This window comes from Gillisella vitis, assembly GCF_001541345.2.
Classification (GTDB): Bacteria; Pseudomonadota; Alphaproteobacteria; order Rhizobiales; family Rhizobiaceae; genus Allorhizobium; species Allorhizobium vitis.
On the sequence record NZ_LMVL02000003.1, the window covers coordinates 232,543 to 250,628 of the forward strand.

Genomic DNA, 18,086 nt, shown 5'->3' on the forward strand with positions numbered 1-18,086 from the left:
GCCCCGCTCCACAATACAATTGCCTGACACTCTGTTATGTCAGGCCGAAAAAGCTCAGCTTCTGGCCAGCCGCTTTGCCGCTTCCACGGCAAAATAACTCAGAATGCCATCGCATCCGGCCCGTTTGAAGCAGAGCAGCGTTTCCATCATCACCCGCTCCTCGTCAATCCAGCCATTCAGACCCGCCGCTTTGATCTGCGCATATTCACCTGACACCTGATAGGCGAAGACCGGCAGGCTGAACGCTTCCTTGAGACGCCAGCAGATATCCAGATAGGGCAGGCCGGGCTTGACCATCAGCATATCCGCTCCTTCCTCAACATCCATGGCAGCATCGCGCACTGCTTCGGTGCCGTTGGCCGGGCTGATGTAATAGCTGTTCTTGTCGCCCTTCAGCAGACCGGCGGTGGAAATCGCCTCACGATAGGGGCCGTAATAGCCGGAGGAGAATTTCGTCGCATAGGACATGATGCCGACCGACTGGTGACCGGCGGCGTCGAGCCCGCGGCGGATGGCGCCGATTCGCCCGTCCATCATTTCGGACGGCGCAATAATGTCGGAGCCGGCATCGGCCTGCAGGATGGCGGCCTTAACCACCTGATCGACCGTTTCGTCATTGACGATATCATCGCCGCGCAAAATGCCGTCATGCCCATGGCTGGTAAACGGGTCCAGCGCCACATCGGTAATCACGCCGATGTTGGCGACGGCCTTCTTGATGGCCGCCGTCGCCTGGTTGAGCAGGTTATTGGCTTCCAGGATATGGGAACCCGTCTGGTCCCGCAGGTTCATCTCGATATTCGGAAAGGTGGCAATGGCCGGAATGCCGAGATCGGCGGCTTCCTTCACCGCCTCGACGGCCTTGTCGACACTCATCCTGTTGACCCCTGGCATAGCGGCGATCGGCTCGACGATGCCGCTGCCGGGCACGAGGAAGATCGGCCAGATCAGGTCGTCTACCGTCAACCGGCTTTCCTGTACCAGCCGGCGCGTCCAATCCGCCTTGCGGTTGCGGCGCATGCGTCGGTGGCCGGTAATATCGTCGACGAGGTGGGTCTTGTTGGTCATCGCGGTCTCCAGTCTTCAGGCCTGCTCTCTTGTGATGCCGTTTATCATGCGCTGGGATGTTTGCCCACTGCGGCAACCTGACCGCACCCATCCCCCCGGCATAGCGATGCTCGAATAAAACCGTCTGCGGATCGTGTGTCTCCCCATAAATTTCACCGGTCGCCGATACCGGTCGGGTCAATTATGCGATATCGTTGCGCCATGATTGATGATGTCGTCCATACGCCAAAGCCCAGCCTGGTAGACCTGTTGTTCGTGCTCTTCCTGCGCGTTGTTGCGCTTGCCTGCCTTTGGCTGGGCTTACAGTTCTGGGGGCTTCTGGTGGGCTTTGCAGGCGACGGCCTTGGGCGGTTCGATCTGATGAATGTGCCTTGGCGCATTGCCAGCTGCGGGCTTGCCGTGATGCTGCCGGTGGCAGGGGTCGGGTTGTGGATGACGGTCTCCTGGGGGCCGGTCATCTGGGTGATTGCCGCCAGTGGCCAGATCCTGATGCACGCCGTATGGCCGGGCATTTTCGGGCGCGATCCGCTGATCGTCGCATTCCATCTGATTGTCGCCGTCGTTTATATCGCTTTCCGCCTGGCGATCCTGCTGCAAAAGCGCCGGCGCGCCACGGCATAAGGAATGGTTTACCCTGATACAAGCAGGCTGAATGGTAAGCCTCTGTTAAGCCTGCGTTTTAAATAGAATTTTATCTGCATTCGATATTGTCACTCACAAGGCGGTTGGAAACCAACAAGGCCGCCACCCAAACAGTGAGGCAGACGATATGACCACGACAAAGATCAAACCGCAGGTGTCCGCTATCGATCACGAAGAGCAGACCATCCGTTCTCTCTATCTTGATTCCCTGCATCTGGTGGAGCGCCTTCACCGCCGCCTGCTCGACGTTATCAAGGACGAATTCGACCGTCAGGGCCGTAACGACGTCAATGCCGTCCAGGCTTTGCTGTTGTTTAACATCGGCAATTCCGAGCTGACGGCTGGCGAACTTCGCTCGCGTGGCTACTACCTCGGCTCCAACGTTTCCTATAACGTCAAGAAGCTGGTGGACCTTGGTTTCATCAATCATTCCCGCTCGCGTGTCGACCGCCGTTCGGTCCGTATTTCCCTGACGCCCGAAGGCCAGGACATCGCCGAAACCGTTGCCAAGCTCTATGAGCGTCACGTCGGCTCCATCCAGAAGGTCGGTGGCATCGGTCCGGACGAGTTCAACCAGATGAACCGGTTGTTGCAGCGTCTCGATCGCTTCTGGAACGACACGATCGCCTATCGGATGTAGTCCAACCGGCTGCAATGTCTGGCTTTGCTGCCTTGATAGACCGGTAACGGTCCTTCAATCCCGGCAGGTTGATATCGCCTCGCTTTGTTTTGATGCGTGGATGCTTATTCAACACAGTGTTGTGAGCGCCTCGGGCCTGACAAGCTTTGGCCATATTGATATGGGACCGCCAGACTGTGGAATAAGCTGGTTGTTCGACCCGCGCTAGAGCCTTGCCTTCGCCCGGGTTCAAAAGAAACTCTTTAGGGCAGAGGGCTTTTGGAACAAGCGATAGCGGCAAACGTTTCCCGCGATGAAAACAATGATTGCGGAACGCCTCCGGCTTTATTAAGCACAATGCCTTCATGGGACCTGATCGTCTCCCATGGGCTAAAGCGTTTCGGGATCGGTGGATCGGTAGGGAAATAGAAGACTATGGCGGACAAGATGAATATGGTTTCGGTCTCTCGCAGAGCATTGTTGAGAGGCGCGGCATTGGTGGGAGCATCCACGCTGGCCGGGACCGCCATGGCGCAATCTGCCGTCGACGAGCTGATCAATGCCCGGTCGCGGGGCAATTGGGACGACCAGTTCGATGCCCAGACATCACGTGCGGTCGCCTCGGTGACATCAAATTCGCCGATGTTGAGCGCCACCAACCTGCCGAACCTGCAATTGGCCATTTCCGCCTATCAGCAGATCGTTGCTCAGGGCGGTTGGCCGCAGGTCAATCCCTCGGTGAAGTTGAAACTCGGGTCCATTGATCCCGTCGTTCAGCAACTGCGCCAACGCCTGATGATCTCGGGCGATCTTGGCCAGGAAGCGGGCATGTCCAATTCTTTCGACACCTATGTCGACGGTGCCGTGAAGCGTTTTCAGGCTCGTCACGGTCTGCCCACCGATGGTGCGCTTGGCGAATATACGCTGAAAGCGATGAATATTTCTGCCGATGTGCGTCTCAACCAGCTCAATACCAATCTGGTGCGCCTGCAGGCAATGTCTGGTGATCTGGGCAACCGGTATGTCATGGTCAACATTCCCTCGATGTCCATCGAGGCCGTCGAAAACGATCGCGTCGCACTGCGCACCAATGCCGTTGTCGGTCGTATCGACCGCCCGACCCATTCCATCAATTCCAAGATCTATGAAGTCATCCTGAATCCCTACTGGACTGCGCCGCGCTCGATCGTCGAAAAGGACATCGTGCCGCTGATGCGCAAGGACCCGACCTATCTCACGCGCAACAATATCCGTCTCTTCGATGGCAAAGGCCAGGAAGTGGCTCCGGAAACTGTGGATTGGAACGCGCCAAAGGCGCCGAACCTGATGTTCCGTCAGGACCCTGGCAAGATCAACGCCATGGCCTCGACGAAGATCAACTTTCACAATCCCAACAACGAATATCTGCACGATACGCCGCAGCAGGGCCTGTTCAACAAACTGATGCGCTTTGAATCCTCCGGCTGCATGCGCGTCCAGAACGTGCGCGATCTGATCACATGGTTGCTGAGGGATACGCCCGGCTGGAACCGTCAGGAAATCGAGCGGGTCATCTCCACGCGCCAGAACAATGTGATCAAGCTTTCGCAGGAAGTGCCTGTCTATATCGTGTACATCACGGCGTGGTCTGCCAAGGACAATGTCGTGCAGTTCCGTGATGATATCTACAAGCGTGATGGCGATGCCCAGTTGGCGCTGCAAACCAACATTGGGGTGGAGCAAAATCCAGGCCGGATTGAGGACGACAATTTGCCGCAGTAAGTCTTGCTTCCAGGCATTTTTATCAAGGGCCGCGCTCAAGTTGCGCGGCCTTCTGCGTTTTTACGCGGGCAGCAGGCTGGGTGATACAAGAACAAGCATCGTCTTCCGCGCTTTGACCCGCAAATGTCGTTCTGTTGTCTTGCTCTTGGGGCGCGAGGACGTTAAGACGCGCACGCATCAACGCTTTCAGGAGACTGCGATCATGGCCAATACCGATGCTTTCTTTTCCCGTCCGCTTGCCGAAACCGATCCGGATATTTTTGGTGCGATTGAAAAGGAGCTCGGTCGTCAACGCCATGAAATCGAGCTGATTGCTTCTGAAAACATCGTCTCGCGCGCCGTGCTGGAAGCGCAGGGCTCGATCATGACCAACAAATATGCCGAGGGCTATCCGGGCAAGCGCTATTACGGTGGCTGTCAGTTCGTGGATATTGCCGAGGAATTGGCGATCGAACGCGCCAAGAAGCTGTTTGGCGTCAATTTTGCCAATGTTCAGCCCAATTCCGGTTCGCAGATGAACCAGGCCGTGTTCCTGGCGCTGTTGCAGCCGGGCGATACCTTCATGGGTCTCGACCTGAATTCCGGGGGCCATCTCACCCACGGTTCGCCGGTCAACATGTCAGGCAAGTGGTTCAACGTCGTCTCCTATGGCGTGCGTCAGGACGATAATCTTCTGGACATGGATGCGGTGGCTGAATCGGCCCGCAAACACAAGCCCAAGCTGATCATTGCCGGTGGCACAGCCTATTCGCGGATCTGGGACTGGAAGCGCTTCCGTGAGATCGCAGACGAAGTCGGCGCCTATCTGATGGTCGATATGGCCCATATCGCCGGTCTGGTCGCTGGCAATCAGCATCCGTCGCCGTTCCCGCATTGCCACGTCGCCACCACCACGACACACAAGTCGTTGCGTGGCCCGCGTGGCGGCATGATCCTCACCAATGACGAGGATCTGGCCAAGAAGTTCAATTCGGCTGTCTTCCCCGGTCTCCAGGGCGGCCCGCTGATGCATGTGATCGCTGCCAAGGCGGTTGCCTTTGGCGAAGCCTTGCAGCCGGAATTCCAGGATTATGCCGCCCAGGTGGTCAAGAACGCCAAGGCCCTTTCAGAAACCCTGGTCAAGGGTGGCCTCGATATCGTCTCCGGCGGTACCGACAACCATTTGATGCTGGTCGATCTGCGCAAGAAGAACGCCACCGGCAAGCGCGCCGAGGCAGCCCTTGGCCGCGCCTATGTCACCTGCAACAAGAACGGCATTCCGTTCGATCCTGAAAAGCCTTTCGTCACCTCGGGTGTTCGCCTCGGCACGCCAGCTGGCACGACCCGTGGCTTCAAGGAGGCCGAATTCATCGAGATCGGTAATCTGATCGTTGAGGTTCTCGACGGTCTGAAAGTTGCCAATTCCGACGAGGGCAATAGCGCCGTCGAGGCAAGCGTTCGCGATAAGGTCGTTGGCCTGACCGGCCGCTTCCCGATGTATCCTTACCTGTAAGGCGAAGAGATGCGGTGCCCGTTTTGCGGTTCGGACGATACCCAGGTCAAGGATTCCCGACCGGCGGAGGACAATAGCGCCATCCGCCGGCGTCGGATCTGCCCGGATTGCGGCGGCCGCTTCACCACATTCGAGCGCGTGCAACTGCGCGAGCTGACCGTGTTGAAAAAGACGGGCCGCAAGGCGCCTTTCGACCGCAACAAGCTGGTGCGGTCTTTCGAGATTGCCCTTCGCAAACGTCCCGTTGATCGGGACCGGATCGAACGGGCGGTCTCGGGAATCGTGCGACGGCTGGAAAGCTCCGGCGAGACGGAAATTTCCTCCGAACAGATCGGCTTGCAGGTGCTGGAAGCGCTGAAAAGCCTCGATGACGTGGCTTTCGTGCGTTACGCCTCGGTCTACCGTGATTTTTCCCATGCTGAGGATTTCGAGCAGGTCATTTCTGAAATTACCGCCAAGATTTCCCAGGATCACGAACCGGGGTAAACATGGTGTGCGACCAGCCTGACGATCAGCGGTTTATGGCAGCGGCGATTAGGCTTGGTCGCAGTCATCTGGGGCAAACCCTGACCAACCCGTCTGTCGGCTGCGTGATTGTTGCTGATGGAACCATCGTTGGCTCCGCTGTCACAGCGATTGGCGGACGCCCGCATGCCGAACGTCAGGCTCTTGCCGTGGCCGGCGAAAAAGCACGTGGCGCAACGGCCTATGTAACGCTTGAGCCCTGTTCTCATCATGGCAAGACACCGCCCTGTGCGGATGCGCTGGTTGAGGCTGGCGTGGCACGGGTTGTGGTTGCCGTGACCGACCCGGACCCGCGCGTTTCAGGCCGTGGCCTTTCCATCCTGACGGATGCGGGGATCGAGGTGGTAACCGGCGTGCTGGAGCGTGAAGCGCGCTATGGCCTCGCTGCCTATCTGACCCGGCAGACGAAACAGCGCCCGCATGTAACGCTGAAACTGGCGCTATCGCGCGATGGCATGATTGGCCGGGCGGGCGAGGGGCAGGTGGCGATCACCGGACCACTGGCCCGTATCCAGGTGCAATTGCTGCGCGCCGAGACTGATGCCATTCTGGTCGGGTTCGGCACGGCAAAAGCTGATGATCCAGATCTGACGGTGCGGCTGGCTGGACAGACCCATCTTTCGCCGCTGCGCATCGTGCTTGACCGGCGGCTGGACCTGTCCCTTGGGTCGAAACTGGTGCAAACGGCAGGTCAAGTGCCAACGGTTTGCGCCTGCGGTGAGCCTTCCACCTTTACCTGCACGGAAAGTTTCGAGGCGAGCCGCACGGCATTGCAGGCTGCGGGTGTCCATGTCTGGCCGGTGGCCGATCTTGACGATCTGCTGCGCCAACTGGCTGTGCAGGGGATGTCTTCCCTGCTGGTGGAAGGTGGGGCCGCTGCGGCAAAAGCCTTTCTGAACGCGGGCCTGGTGGATCGCATCCATCTTTATCAAGGACCGGATGAAATCGGCGATAGTGGACTTGCATCGCCGCTCACGCCTGCCAATATACCGGAAAATTTTCGTCATCTGCGCGGTGTGACCTTCGGCGCGGATAGGTTTGGTGAATATGAGCGGGATTTCTGATGTTTACAGGCATTGTCACCGATATCGGCACCGTGGAAGACATCGTGCCTCTGAAGGAAGGCGTAAAGCTGCGCATCGTCACAGCCTATGATCCTGATACAATCGACATGGGCGCTTCCATTGCGCATTCCGGGACCTGCCTGACCGTCACCGGTCTGCCAGAGTCGGGCAGCAATGCACGGTGGTTTGAAGTGGAAGCCTGGGAAGAAGCCCTGCGGCTGACCACCATCGGTAGCTGGCAAAAGGGCACACGGATCAACCTGGAGCGCTCTTTGAAAATCGGCGATGAGCTGGGCGGGCATATCGTCTCCGGCCATGTCGATGGCAAGGCCGAGATTCTGGCGATCAAAGCCGAAGGCGATGCGACCCGCTTCACTCTGCGGGTGCCTGAGAACCTGGCCCGTTTCGTCGCCCCGAAGGGCTCAGTTGCGCTGGACGGAACCTCGCTGACGGTCAATGGTGTCGAGGGCTGCGACTTCGACATCCTGCTGATCCGCCACACGCTGGAAGTGACGACATGGGGCGACCGGCAGGTCGGCGATTTCGTCAATTTCGAAGTCGATACCATGGCGCGCTATGCGGCAAGGCTCGCGGAATTTCCAAAGGCGTAAAAACTTATGCGCTTTGTGAGAAAGGGCGGAAGGGCCGGGTAGCTCCTTCCGCACACATCCATCAAGCCGAGGCGGTAAACACTGAGATGCTACCGTCATCGACCGTCACCATGCCAACAATGGTGGTGACATCGACGCCCTGGCCATCGAGCTGACGCATCAGTTTCGGATTGGCAATAATAGCGGCCTGCAACTTGCGCGCCTGGGCGGAATGCGGGTCCTGGGCATCCAGCGCCTGGCGCATTGGGTCGGATGTCTGAAGGCCACGCAGCGGCACGACTGTCAGTCGGTTGCCGACAATTGCTTGCACTGACTGGGGATGACCATCTTCGGAGGCCACTTCAATAGCGGCCTGGGATGCGCCACCGAAAGAGATGGCGGCGACGGTAGAAGCACTGAGCATATGTCCGACACGGTTCATCGGTAATCTCCTGATCCAAATTATCCCCCGGCTTATCTCGTCCAAGACGCTTGCCGGTGATGATTGATGTGCGTCGCAACAAAGGCGATTTCCAGCCCTCGGACCGCCTTGATGGGTTACAAATCCGTCATCTTGATTTTCATCAAATCGCCATTTTTAGCGCGGGCGAAAGTGTCGCTGCTGACCAATTATCACTACCGGTTTTCTGGCTCGGATTTTCGCAAGATTACTGATATTTATCAGCAGGTTGACGAAGCGTGTCCTCTGTTGAGGCTATCTCATTGGCGCGCCTTCCAATGACTGATGAGTCAGTAAAATGTCTGCATCTGCCGCAAAACCGGTGTTTTGCGGGCTTGGTCACAATAATGTGCGATAGCGCTGGCGTTGGGAGGCCAAGGGAGCCGGATTGCAAGGCTTTGGCGGCATTTCGGCGGGTTTTGCGGAAAAACACTTGCCATTCGGGGTAGGGCATGGTTTGACCCCGCATCCAATCATTGCCATTTTCTCCATCCGTTCCGGGGTGACCGCTTATGTCTGACCAGTATTCCGCACCGCACCTTCTTATTGTCGAGGCCCGTTTCTACGACGACATGGCCGATGCGCTTCTGGACGGCGCCAAGGCGGTGCTGGATGAGGCTGGCGCCAGCTATGACATCGTTACCGTCATGGGCGCGCTCGAAGTCCCTGCGGCTATTTCCATGGCGCTTGACGGCGCCGACAATGGCGGCGTGGTCTATGATGGCTATGTGGCTCTCGGCATGGTTATCAGGGGTGAGACCTATCACTTCGATATCGTCGCCAACGAATCCTCCCGCGCCCTGATGGATCTTTCCGTGTCAGAATCGCTTGCCATCGGCAACGGCATCCTCACGGTAGAGAATGACGAACAGGCCTGGGCCCGCGTCAAGCGGACGGACAAGGACAAGGGTGGCTTTGCCGCTCGCGCCGCCTTGACGATGATTGCCTTGAAGCAGAAATTTGGTGGTTGAACCGATGACGACCGAAAATAACAAACCGCCGGTCAAGACCGCCAACCAGCGCGGCGCGGCACGGCTTGCCGCTGTGCAGGCGCTTTACCAGATGGATATCGGCGGCACCGGCGTTCTTGAAGTCGTTGCTGAATACGAGACCCATCGTCTCGGTCAGGAAATCGACGGCGAAACCTATCTGAAGGCCGATGCCTCCTGGTTCCGTTCCATCGTGGCCGGTGTGGTCCGCGACCAGACCAAGATCGATCCGCTGATCCGTCAGGCCTTGCAGGACGATTGGTCGCTGGCCCGGGTGGACAGCACCGTGCGGGCCATTCTGCGCGCCGGTACGTTCGAATTGCTGGAGCGTAAAGACGTACCCATTGCGGTGATCGTCACGGAATACGTGGAGATTGCCCACGCCTTTTTCCAGGAAGACGAACCCAAGCTGGTGAATGCGGTGCTGGACCGGATTGCCAAGCAGGTCAGGGCTCCCGCAGTCAAGTAACAGCCCTTCGGGGGAGGGGGCAGGACCATGGCAGTGGAAAGCAGCACTGGCCTTGAACATCAGTTGCGCGGTGCCAAGCGTACCGTTGCTATTCTGACCGCTGCCCAGGCGGTTCTGGGCTCTGTTGCCCCCCTGTCCTTTTCCCTGGGCGGGCTTGCCGGTTACCAAATGCTGGGTGCCGATAAATCGCTGGCGACAGCGCCGCTCACCGGCTTCAACATTGGCGTTGCCCTCGGCGCGGTGGTTATTGCCGTCGCGGCCCGGCTGTTTGGTCGCAAGGCTGCATTCATCATGGGGGCAGGCTCGGCGGCGATTGGCGGATTGGTTGCCACGCTGGCACTGTTCAGGATCGATTTCTGGCTGTTTGCCTTCGGCCTGCTGCTGATCGGCCTGTCCAGCGGCTTTACCCAGAAGATCCGATTTGCCGCCGCCGACAGTTCGCCCAGCTATTTCAAGGGCGAGGCCATTTCCTGGATTCTCGCAGGCGGCATTGTTTCGGCGATCCTTGGTCCGCAATTGGCGATCTGGCTGAAAGATCTGTTCGAGCCGGTGTTGTTTGCCGGTGCATTCCTGGCACTGGCGCCGCTGATGCTGCTGGCCATTGGGATTCTCAGCTTCGTTCATCTGGGGCAGCCGCTCGGCCACCAGGATGACAGCGCCAAGCCCGCGCGCCCGCTGCGCGAGATCGTGCTGACGCAACGGTTCATCACCGGGATGATCTGCGGTATCTGCACCTATGCGCTGATGACCTTCATGATGACGGGTGCGCCGCTCGCCATGGTGATCGGCTGCGGCTTTACCTCCGATCAGGCAACTCTCGGCATTCAATGGCATGTCATCGCCATGTTCGCGCCAAGCTTCTTCACCGGACGACTGATCCGCAGGTTCGGGGCAGAAAAAATCGTTGCCGCCGGTCTGCTGATCCTGATGGGGTGCGCCGTCGTCGCCCACATGGGCGTCGAGCTATGGAATTTCTGGGGCGCGCTGGTGCTGCTCGGCATCGGCTGGAATTTCGGCTTCATCGGCGCTACCGCCATCGTCGCCTCCTCCTATCGGCCGCAGGAGGCTGACAAGGTCCAGGGTTTCCACGACATCATCCTGTTCAGCACGGTTGCTCTCTCGTCCTTTTCTTCCGGCAAGGTGTTTACCGCCTATGGCTGGTCGGTGATGAACCTGGTGATCTGGCCGGTGACCGTGCTTTGCCTCGTGCTGATTGCGCTGCAATTGCTTGCCGAGCGTCACGTCAAGGCCTGACAGCTCCTGTTACCCTCCAACACAGCTCTTCACGGCGGAACATTTCCCGACGGTTGTTGGTTGCGTTCAGGCACGGCAGGACGCTTTGAAATCCGGTTGCACACTCTTGACCTTTGCGGCGTGAGAAGCGCACTCTGCCTTCGAAACAGGCAACGTCCTTTGAGGAGAGGGCGGTGTACAACAGGGAGGCGTTGGAATGGCAGTTCTGTTAGGCGTAATTCTATGTGGCTTGATTTCCGTGGCCTATGCGGTCTGGGCAACGCAGGCGGTTCTGGCCGCTGACCAGGGCACGCCGCGTATGCAGGAAATCGCCGGCTATATCCGCGAGGGGGCGCAGGCCTATTTGGCCCGGCAATATCTGACCATCGCCATCGTCGGCGCCGTGGTGTTCGCAGGCGTCTGGTACCTGCTGTCAGGTGAGGCCGCCGTCGGTTTCCTGATCGGCGCGGTTCTCTCCGGTGCAGCGGGCTTTATCGGCATGCATGTGTCGGTGCGCGCCAATGTTCGCACCGCGCAGGCCTCGGCCCAGAGCCTGGCTGCCGGTCTCGACATCGCCTTCAAATCCGGGGCCATTACCGGCATGTTGGTGGGGGCCTCGCTCTTCTCGGTGTCTCCGTTTATTATCTCATTCTGACCTATGGTCTCGACCATGCCAGCGGCTCGCGCGATGTGATCGATGCGCTGGTGGCGCTCGGCTTCGGCGCGTCGCTGATCTCGATCTTCGCCCGGCTTGGCGGCGGTATCTTCACCAAGGGCGCCGATGTCGGCGGCGATCTCGTCGGCAAGGTCGAGGCGGGCATTCCCGAGGATGATCCGCGCAACCCGGCGACCATTGCCGATAATGTTGGCGATAATGTCGGTGATTGCGCCGGCATGGCCGCCGACCTGTTTGAGACCTATGCGGTCTCCGTGGTTGCGACCATGGTGTTGGCGGCGATTTTCTTCGCGGGCAGTGCGATATTGGAAAGTGCCATGATCTATCCGCTGGCGATTTGCGGCACCTGCATCCTGACCTCGATTGCCGGCACGTTTTTCGTCAAGCTCGGCGTCAATGGCTCGATCATGGGCGCGCTCTACAAAGGCCTGATCGTCACCGGATTGCTCTCCATCATCGGTCTGGCCGTGGCAACTCAGCTTACTATCGGCTGGGGTGCGATTGGCAGCGTTGCGGGTCAGGCGATTACCGGGGTTAACCTGTTCATCTGCGGCGTTCTCGGCCTGGTCGTCACCGCGCTGATCGTTGTCATCACCGAATACTATACCGGAACCAACAAACGCCCGGTCAATTCCATCGCCCAGGCGTCGGTGACCGGTCACGGCACCAATGTCATCCAGGGTCTGGCGGTTTCCCTTGAGTCAACTGCGCTGCCAGCGCTGGTGATCATTGGCGGTATCATCTCCACCTATCAACTGGCCGGTCTGTTCGGCACAGCCATCGCCGTCACCACCATGCTGGGGCTGGCCGGGATGATCGTTGCGCTCGATGCTTTCGGTCCTGTGACCGACAATGCTGGCGGCATTGCCGAAATGGCGCATCTGCCACCGGAGGTGCGCAAGGTTACTGACGCGCTGGATGCGGTTGGCAATACCACCAAGGCCGTCACCAAGGGCTATGCCATCGGTTCGGCAGGGCTTGGCGCGCTGGTGCTGTTTGCCGCCTATTCCAATGACCTGCAATATTTCGCGGCCAATGGCGATCAATATCCCTATTTCGCCGGGATCGGCGACATTTCCTTCAGCCTCTCCAACCCGTATGTGGTGGCCGGGCTAATCTTCGGCGGTCTCATTCCCTACCTGTTTGGCGGCATCGCCATGACGGCGGTGGGCCGGGCCGCTGGCTCCATCGTCGAGGAAGTGCGCCGCCAATTCCGCGAAAAGCCCGGCATCATGCAGGGAACCGAAAAGCCGGATTATGGCCGCGCTGTGGATATCCTCACCAAGGCGGCAATCCGTGAGATGATCGTGCCGTCATTGTTGCCAGTGCTGGCGCCCATCGTCGTCTATTTCGGCGTGCTGCTGGTTTCCGGCTCCAAGGCCTCGGCCTTTGCGGCTTTGGGGGCATCCTTGCTGGGCGTGATCGTTAACGGCCTGTTCGTGGCAATTTCCATGACATCTGGCGGCGGCGCCTGGGACAATGCCAAGAAGAGCTTCGAGGACGGCTTTGTTGACAAGGACGGCACAACGCATCTGAAAGGGTCAGACGCCCATAAGGCATCCGTTACCGGCGATACGGTTGGCGATCCCTACAAGGATACGGCAGGCCCTGCTGTCAATCCGGCCATCAAGATCACCAATATCGTTGCCCTGTTGCTGCTGGCCATTCTTGCCGGCTGAGGGTTTTAAACAGTGTAAACATAGAAAAACCCGCGACCGTGAGGCCGCGGGTTTTGTTTTGGTATTGAGGCTCGGCTTATTGGAAGCCGAGCATGTTCTTGATGCTGTTGGTAGCGCCGTTGCCGCCCGACAGGATCTGTTGCAGGAAGCTGAGGTCCTTGCCGCCGGTTGGCGTGGTACGCGAGACCATGTCGAAGACCTTACCGTCCTTCATGCTGTAATTGGCGCGCCGGGCGACAGTGCCGTTCTTGTCGAAGTAAATCGCCAGAACCTGCTGATCCACCAGCTGCTGCTTCATGAAGGCCACGGGGCGCTTGCGGGTCTGGGAGATATAATAGAATACCTCGCCATCGAAGGTCGCCGTGGTCGACGGCGTGCCGAGCGATAGCAGGACCTGTTCGCGGCTGGCACCGACCGGCACCAGATCCAGCGCCTTCGGGTCTACAATATAGCCGTTATGGAAAACTTCACCGGTCGTGCAGCCGGTCAAGCCGCCGGTTGCGATCAGCAAGGTCATCGCGGCCAGGCCGATTGCCTTGGCGTCGGGCCGGAAATACCGTCTCTTCAATGATGCATCTCCCATCATGCTCTCTTCTGCCCGCCTGCAGGCCAGGTTCGTTCTTGCGCCAGCCATTTCTTGCGCCAGTCGCTTCTTGTACTTATCCGCTTGCGTCTTGCCCATATCATTGTGGCCTTTCCGGGGAAACTGAAAAGACTGAGCAACGATATGTTTCAAACCAGAACCCGCTTTGGCCGATGCGATTGCCATCGGCAGGGCCTGTCCGGTAAAACGGCATTGCAATTCATCACTGCTTCGGTAAACCAGCTTTAGTCATCATGCAACATCGGTCGGGCCGTCGCGCCTCTTTCTCCAGGGATCGGACGAATAGCCGGCAACACGTAAAATAGGCGCTGCCATGATTTTCACCCTGTTCAAGACCCGCCGCAACAACCGCCAGATTATCGACCGCCAATATGCCGTGCTGATGGAAACCGCCCGCGTACCGCTATTCTACGAGACGTTCAATGTGCCGGATACCGTGATGGGCCGTTTCGAAATGCTGTCGCTGGTGCTGATTCTCTATCTACGCCGCACGGCGAAATCTGAGCGTAGCGGCCAGGAAGTGGCGCAGGAAATCATTGACGCGTTTTTTCAGGATGTCGATCATTCCATCCGGGAATTGGGCGTCGGCGACCAGACCGTGCCCAAGAGGATGAAAAAATTGGCGGGAATGTTCTACGGCCGCCTTGAAACCTACGGCAAGGCACTCGATTTGAAGGATGAGAGTGCGCTTGCCGCCGGCTTTCGGCGCAATATCCATCCAGACGTGCCAGAAGCTGCGCTTCCGGCCATGACGGATCTGGCCCATTGGGCCATCACAGCGGAAACATATCTTTTACAAACGACGGAAGAGGCCGTGATCACCGGATCGCTGGCATTTCCTCTTCCAGAGCAGCAGGTTCATCGATGAAATCGCAAGGCCAAACCCTGGCAAACACGCCTTTTTCCTATCACGTCAAGGTCGGACATGTCTCCGCCAATGCCGTACGGGTGCGCCTTGAGGCCAATGACGCCGAGCGCCAAGGCCTGGCGCAGTTGTGGAAAGTGCTGGCTGTCCGATCCCTGAAGGCTGAACTTCAGATCAGCCGCTGGAAGCGCGACGGTGTGCGAATCAAGGGCGTGGTGGAAGGCGAGATCGAGCAGGCCTGCGTCGTGACGCTGGAGCCGGTGCTGACGCAGATTAGCGAACAGGTGGAGCAGGTTTTCGTGCCTGAAGGCTCCAAGCTTGCCCGCATTGTGCTGGACGGCCAGGGCGAAATGGTGCTGGACCCGGATGGACCGGACGCGCCGGAACCCTTCGTCGGTGACACGATCGATGCGGGCGCGCTGGTCGCCGAGTTTGCCGCCATGGCAATCGACCCCTATCCGCGCAAGCCGGGCGTTGAATTTTCAGGCCATAACGAGGATACAGGCGCGCAGATTATTCGCCCATCGCCCTTTGCCGCGCTTAAAGACTGGAAAAAGGACTAGATTGACAGTCGCGCCTTGACGATGAACCACAAATAAGTTGTACGCCAGACCAAAACCGGTATTTTGGCCGAAAATTTCACCTGGGGGTGAAAAAGAAGGGATTAAGACGCGTGGTCAAAATTTCTCTCGACGTCATGGGGGGCGATTTCGGTCCCGAAGTCGTTATTCCGGGCGCCGCCCGGGCGCTGGAGCGCCATCCGGAGATTACATTCATCCTGTTTGGCCAGCGGGAAAAGTGCGAGCCTTTTCTTGCCAAATATCCAAAATTGAAAGCAAAATCCGTCTTCCACGATTGCGAAGTGGCAATCGCTATGGACGAAAAGCCAAGCCAGGCGCTGCGGCGTGGCCGCTATGTCTCCAGCATGTGGCGCTCGATTGAGGCCGTCAAAACAGGCGAGGCGGATGTTGTCGTGTCTGCCGGTAATACCGGCGCACTGATGGCGATGTCCAAGTTCTGCCTGCGCACCATGGCCAATGTGGAACGCCCGGCCATTGCCGGGATCTGGCCGACCCTGAAAGGGGAAAGCATTGTGCTCGATATTGGCGCCACCATTGGTGCCGATGCGCAACAACTGCTGGATTTCGCCGTGATGGGCGGCGCTATGGCCCGGGCTTTATTCCAGATTGATCGTCCTTCGATTGGCTTGTTGAATGTCGGCGTCGAGGAAATCAAGGGTCAGGAAGAAGTGCGCGAAGCGGGCCGCATGTTGCGTGAGGCAGGTCTGGACACCCTAAACTATGCTGGTTTCGTCGAGGGAGACGATCTTGGCAAGGGCACGGTCGATGTCGTCGTCACGGAAGGCTTCACCGGCAATATCGCCCTGAAGGCTGCCGAAGGCACGGCGCGCCAGATTGCCACCTATTTGAGGGCTGCCATGTCGCGCAGCCTGATGTCGAAGATCGGCTATTTCTTCGCCAAGGGGGCGTTCGATGCGCTGAAGGACAAGATGGACCCGCGCAAGGTGAATGGCGGCGTCTTTCTCGGTCTGAACGGCATCGTCATCAAGAGCCATGGCGGTACGGACGCGGAAGGTTTCGGTTCAGCCATCGAGGTTGGCTATGACATGGCGCGCAACGGTTTGACCCAGAAAATTGAAAATGATTTGAAACTTTATCACACTCGCTTTCCATCGACGTCCAGGGCTGGTTCCTCCAGCGCCGGGCCGGAAGCAGCGTGAAAGACAGGATAAATATAAAATGATTCGTTCAGTTGTTCGCGGTGTTGGCTCGGCTTTGCCCAAGCGGCTATTGAGTAACCGCGAAATGGAAACGCTTGTCGACACGTCGGACGACTGGATCGTTCAACGCACCGGCATCAAGCAGCGCTATATTGCCGGTGAGGGGGAGACTACAGCCTCGCTTGGCGCTGAGGCTGCCTTGAAGGCGCTGGAGGCCGCTGGTCTCGCGCCTGCCGATATCGACATGATCATCTGCGCCACATCGACGCCCGACAACACCTTTCCGTCGGCTGCGGTGAATATCCAGAACCGGCTTGGCATGACCCATGGGTTTGCCTTTGACGTTCAGGCCGTCTGCACCGGGTTCGTCTATGCGATGACGACGGCGGATGCGTATATTCGCGGCGGACTGGCGAAGCGGGTGCTGGTCATCGGTGCCGAGACCTTTTCGCGTATTCTCGACTGGCAGGACCGCACCACCTGCGTGCTGTTCGGCGATGGCGCTGGCGCTCTGGTGCTGGAAGCGGTCGAAGGGCAGGGAACCATTGCCGACCGCGGCGTGCTGACGGCGCATTTGCGCTCGGACGGCTCGCACAAGGACAAGCTATATGTGGATGGCGGCCCATCGACGACAGGCACTGTCGGCCATTTGCGCATGGAAGGCCGTGAAGTCTTCAAGCACGCGGTCGGCATGATCGCCGATGTGATCGAGCAATCCTTCGCGGCGTCGGGCCTGACGGCTGAGGATGTCGATTGGCTGGTGCCGCATCAGGCCAATCGCCGCATTATCGACGGCGCTGCGAAAAAACTGGATATTCCCCTGGAAAAAGTTGTGATCACCGTCGATCAGCACGGCAATACATCTGCCGCCTCGATTCCGCTGGCGATTTCGGTTGCGGTCGCCGATGGCCGGATCAAGCAAGGCGACCTGGTGCTATTGGAAGCCATGGGCGGCGGATTTACCTGGGGTGCACTGCTGCTGCGCTGGTAGTTGCCGCAAAAACAAGTTGTTAACGGTGCTTGACCGATTGCGTTCATATCAATAGTCTCTGAGTATAACGATCAGAACTGATAAATGGACGGGATGCTATGGCTGGCAAAACGGTAACACGCGCGGATTTGGCTGAATCGGTCTTCCGCAAGGTTGGTCTCTCCCGGACGGAATCCGCCGAACTTGTCGAAACTGTTATCGATGAGATTTGCAATGCCATCGTGCGTGGCGAAATGGTCAAGCTTTCCTCTTTCGCTACCTTCCAGGTGCGCGCCAAGAACGAGCGGATCGGCCGCAACCCGAAGACCGGCGAAGAAGTGCCGATTTCGCCCCGCAAGGTGATGACGTTCAAGGCCTCCAACGTGTTGAAACAGCGTATCCTACGCTCGCATCTGGCCCGCAAAGCCAAGCAGAAACCGGCCAATCCGGCTGCTTAATGGTCTTGGGAGCAACCCAGCGGTTCCGGCAAGTTTTGAGCTTGATTATGTCGGTCCCTATTGGTTGCGGACGGCGCTTTCGAGCTGCCATACGGATGGGCGACTTACTGAATAGTCCTCCAAACACTGGCTGCAATACAAGATGATACAGCCTCAGTTTCTGATGAGAGATATGCTGTCG

The 18,086-nt window shown here is 58.3% G+C and carries 19 protein-coding genes and 1 pseudogene; 17 read left to right on the forward strand and 3 right to left on the reverse strand.

The features are described 5' to 3' along the window. Nucleotides 1-54: 54 nt before the first annotated feature. Nucleotides 55-1,068: a porphobilinogen synthase gene (gene hemB / locus ASB66_RS11140; RefSeq protein ID WP_114386544.1), complete on the reverse strand. Its 1,014-nt coding sequence runs from the start codon at nucleotides 1,066-1,068 to the stop codon at nucleotides 55-57. Nucleotides 1,069-1,269: 201 nt separating this feature from the next. Between hemB and ASB66_RS11145 the strand changes: the two genes are divergently transcribed. From ASB66_RS11145 to ASB66_RS11175, 7 genes are all read left to right on the forward strand, one after another. Next, on the forward strand, nucleotides 1,270-1,689 hold the full coding sequence (locus ASB66_RS11145) for a DUF6163 family protein (RefSeq protein WP_060715811.1): 420 nt from the start codon (nucleotides 1,270-1,272) through the stop codon (nucleotides 1,687-1,689). Between the two features lie 148 nt (nucleotides 1,690-1,837). After that, complete coding sequence (ldtR, locus tag ASB66_RS11150; RefSeq protein ID WP_015915576.1) at nucleotides 1,838-2,350, forward strand: transcriptional regulator LdtR; 513 nt, start codon at nucleotides 1,838-1,840, stop codon at nucleotides 2,348-2,350. 414 nt (nucleotides 2,351-2,764) lie between these two features. Beyond that, a complete protein-coding gene (locus ASB66_RS11155) occupies nucleotides 2,765-4,090 on the forward strand; it encodes a L,D-transpeptidase family protein (protein WP_060715810.1) in 1,326 nt (441 codons plus the stop codon). 202 nt (nucleotides 4,091-4,292) lie between these two features. Beyond that, nucleotides 4,293-5,582, forward strand: a complete 1,290-nt coding sequence (glyA, locus tag ASB66_RS11160) for a serine hydroxymethyltransferase (RefSeq protein WP_060715809.1) — start codon at nucleotides 4,293-4,295, stop codon at nucleotides 5,580-5,582. A 9-nt stretch (nucleotides 5,583-5,591) separates the two neighbouring features. After that, nucleotides 5,592-6,068, forward strand: coding sequence for a transcriptional regulator NrdR (nrdR, locus tag ASB66_RS11165; protein WP_015915579.1), 477 nt, complete (start codon nucleotides 5,592-5,594; stop codon nucleotides 6,066-6,068). A gap of 2 nt (nucleotides 6,069-6,070) precedes the next feature. Continuing rightward, a complete protein-coding gene (gene ribD, locus ASB66_RS11170) occupies nucleotides 6,071-7,171 on the forward strand; it encodes a bifunctional diaminohydroxyphosphoribosylaminopyrimidine deaminase/5-amino-6-(5-phosphoribosylamino)uracil reductase RibD (RefSeq protein WP_060715808.1) in 1,101 nt (366 codons plus the stop codon). Further along, nucleotides 7,171-7,782 (forward strand): riboflavin synthase, encoded by a 612-nt coding sequence (locus ASB66_RS11175; protein WP_060715807.1) that lies wholly within the window; start codon nucleotides 7,171-7,173, stop codon nucleotides 7,780-7,782. Before ribD ends, ASB66_RS11175 begins: the two co-directional genes overlap by 1 nt. 61 nt (nucleotides 7,783-7,843) lie before the next feature. On the opposite strand, the gene ASB66_RS11180 is transcribed toward ASB66_RS11175, so the two are convergent. Then, a complete protein-coding gene (locus ASB66_RS11180) occupies nucleotides 7,844-8,203 on the reverse strand; it encodes a hypothetical protein (protein ID WP_060715806.1) in 360 nt (119 codons plus the stop codon). A 59-nt stretch (nucleotides 8,204-8,262) separates the two neighbouring features. On the opposite strand from ASB66_RS11180, the gene ASB66_RS26220 reads away from it, so the two are divergent. From ASB66_RS26220 to ASB66_RS11205, 5 genes and pseudogenes are all read left to right on the forward strand, one after another. Then, nucleotides 8,263-8,436: a hypothetical protein gene (locus ASB66_RS26220; RefSeq protein WP_156544987.1), complete on the forward strand. Its 174-nt coding sequence runs from the start codon at nucleotides 8,263-8,265 to the stop codon at nucleotides 8,434-8,436. Nucleotides 8,437-8,733: 297 nt separating this feature from the next. Then, on the forward strand, nucleotides 8,734-9,192 hold the full coding sequence (ribH, locus tag ASB66_RS11190) for a 6,7-dimethyl-8-ribityllumazine synthase (RefSeq protein ID WP_015915583.1): 459 nt from the start codon (nucleotides 8,734-8,736) through the stop codon (nucleotides 9,190-9,192). 4 nt (nucleotides 9,193-9,196) lie between these two features. Further along, nucleotides 9,197-9,679, forward strand: coding sequence for a transcription antitermination factor NusB (nusB, locus tag ASB66_RS11195; protein ID WP_060716021.1), 483 nt, complete (start codon nucleotides 9,197-9,199; stop codon nucleotides 9,677-9,679). Nucleotides 9,680-9,706: 27 nt separating this feature from the next. After that, nucleotides 9,707-10,933, forward strand: a complete 1,227-nt coding sequence (locus ASB66_RS11200) for an MFS transporter (RefSeq protein ID WP_060715804.1) — start codon at nucleotides 9,707-9,709, stop codon at nucleotides 10,931-10,933. A 196-nt stretch (nucleotides 10,934-11,129) separates the two neighbouring features. Then, nucleotides 11,130-13,267 (forward strand): annotated as a pseudogene (locus tag ASB66_RS11205) (sodium-translocating pyrophosphatase). A gap of 76 nt (nucleotides 13,268-13,343) precedes the next feature. On the opposite strand, the gene ASB66_RS11210 reads toward ASB66_RS11205, so the two are convergent. Then, nucleotides 13,344-13,850, reverse strand: coding sequence for an outer membrane protein assembly factor BamE (locus ASB66_RS11210; protein ID WP_060716020.1), 507 nt, complete (start codon nucleotides 13,848-13,850; stop codon nucleotides 13,344-13,346). Between the two features lie 334 nt (nucleotides 13,851-14,184). On the opposite strand from ASB66_RS11210, the gene ASB66_RS11215 reads away from it, so the two are divergent. From ASB66_RS11215 to ASB66_RS11235, 5 genes are all read left to right on the forward strand, one after another. After that, nucleotides 14,185-14,739: a ubiquinol-cytochrome C chaperone family protein gene (locus tag ASB66_RS11215; RefSeq protein ID WP_060715803.1), complete on the forward strand. Its 555-nt coding sequence runs from the start codon at nucleotides 14,185-14,187 to the stop codon at nucleotides 14,737-14,739. Beyond that, on the forward strand, nucleotides 14,736-15,299 hold the full coding sequence (locus tag ASB66_RS11220; protein WP_060715802.1) for a YceD family protein: 564 nt from the start codon (nucleotides 14,736-14,738) through the stop codon (nucleotides 15,297-15,299). The genes ASB66_RS11215 and ASB66_RS11220 overlap by 4 nt, the downstream gene beginning before the upstream one ends. A gap of 110 nt (nucleotides 15,300-15,409) precedes the next feature. Continuing rightward, nucleotides 15,410-16,477 (forward strand): phosphate acyltransferase PlsX, encoded by a 1,068-nt coding sequence (gene plsX / locus ASB66_RS11225; protein ID WP_041696419.1) that lies wholly within the window; start codon nucleotides 15,410-15,412, stop codon nucleotides 16,475-16,477. A gap of 19 nt (nucleotides 16,478-16,496) precedes the next feature. After that, complete coding sequence (locus ASB66_RS11230; protein WP_015915591.1) at nucleotides 16,497-17,468, forward strand: beta-ketoacyl-ACP synthase III; 972 nt, start codon at nucleotides 16,497-16,499, stop codon at nucleotides 17,466-17,468. Nucleotides 17,469-17,566: 98 nt separating this feature from the next. Next, nucleotides 17,567-17,905 (forward strand): integration host factor subunit alpha, encoded by a 339-nt coding sequence (locus ASB66_RS11235; protein WP_015915592.1) that lies wholly within the window; start codon nucleotides 17,567-17,569, stop codon nucleotides 17,903-17,905. Nucleotides 17,906-18,086: the final 181 nt, after the last annotated feature.

Coding starts and splice junctions, on each gene's coding strand:
- ASB66_RS11220 (WP_060715802.1), top strand. CDS start 14,736: ATGAAATCGCAAGGCCAAACCCTGGCAAACACGCCTTTTTCCTATCAC.
- ribD (WP_060715808.1), top strand. CDS start 6,071: ATGGTGTGCGACCAGCCTGACGATCAGCGGTTTATGGCAGCGGCGATT.
- glyA (WP_060715809.1), top strand. CDS start 4,293: ATGGCCAATACCGATGCTTTCTTTTCCCGTCCGCTTGCCGAAACCGAT.
- ASB66_RS11230 (WP_015915591.1), top strand. CDS start 16,497: ATGATTCGTTCAGTTGTTCGCGGTGTTGGCTCGGCTTTGCCCAAGCGG.
- ASB66_RS11180 (WP_060715806.1), bottom strand. CDS start 8,203: ATGAACCGTGTCGGACATATGCTCAGTGCTTCTACCGTCGCCGCCATC.
- ASB66_RS11155 (WP_060715810.1), top strand. CDS start 2,765: ATGGCGGACAAGATGAATATGGTTTCGGTCTCTCGCAGAGCATTGTTG.
- ASB66_RS11145 (WP_060715811.1), top strand. CDS start 1,270: ATGATTGATGATGTCGTCCATACGCCAAAGCCCAGCCTGGTAGACCTG.
- hemB (WP_114386544.1), bottom strand. CDS start 1,068: ATGACCAACAAGACCCACCTCGTCGACGATATTACCGGCCACCGACGC.
- ASB66_RS11215 (WP_060715803.1), top strand. CDS start 14,185: ATGATTTTCACCCTGTTCAAGACCCGCCGCAACAACCGCCAGATTATC.
- ribH (WP_015915583.1), top strand. CDS start 8,734: ATGTCTGACCAGTATTCCGCACCGCACCTTCTTATTGTCGAGGCCCGT.
- ASB66_RS11175 (WP_060715807.1), top strand. CDS start 7,171: ATGTTTACAGGCATTGTCACCGATATCGGCACCGTGGAAGACATCGTG.
- nrdR (WP_015915579.1), top strand. CDS start 5,592: ATGCGGTGCCCGTTTTGCGGTTCGGACGATACCCAGGTCAAGGATTCC.
- ASB66_RS11235 (WP_015915592.1), top strand. CDS start 17,567: ATGGCTGGCAAAACGGTAACACGCGCGGATTTGGCTGAATCGGTCTTC.
- ASB66_RS26220 (WP_156544987.1), top strand. CDS start 8,263: ATGATTGATGTGCGTCGCAACAAAGGCGATTTCCAGCCCTCGGACCGC.
- ldtR (WP_015915576.1), top strand. CDS start 1,838: ATGACCACGACAAAGATCAAACCGCAGGTGTCCGCTATCGATCACGAA.
- ASB66_RS11200 (WP_060715804.1), top strand. CDS start 9,707: ATGGCAGTGGAAAGCAGCACTGGCCTTGAACATCAGTTGCGCGGTGCC.
- ASB66_RS11210 (WP_060716020.1), bottom strand. CDS start 13,850: ATGGGAGATGCATCATTGAAGAGACGGTATTTCCGGCCCGACGCCAAG.
- nusB (WP_060716021.1), top strand. CDS start 9,197: ATGACGACCGAAAATAACAAACCGCCGGTCAAGACCGCCAACCAGCGC.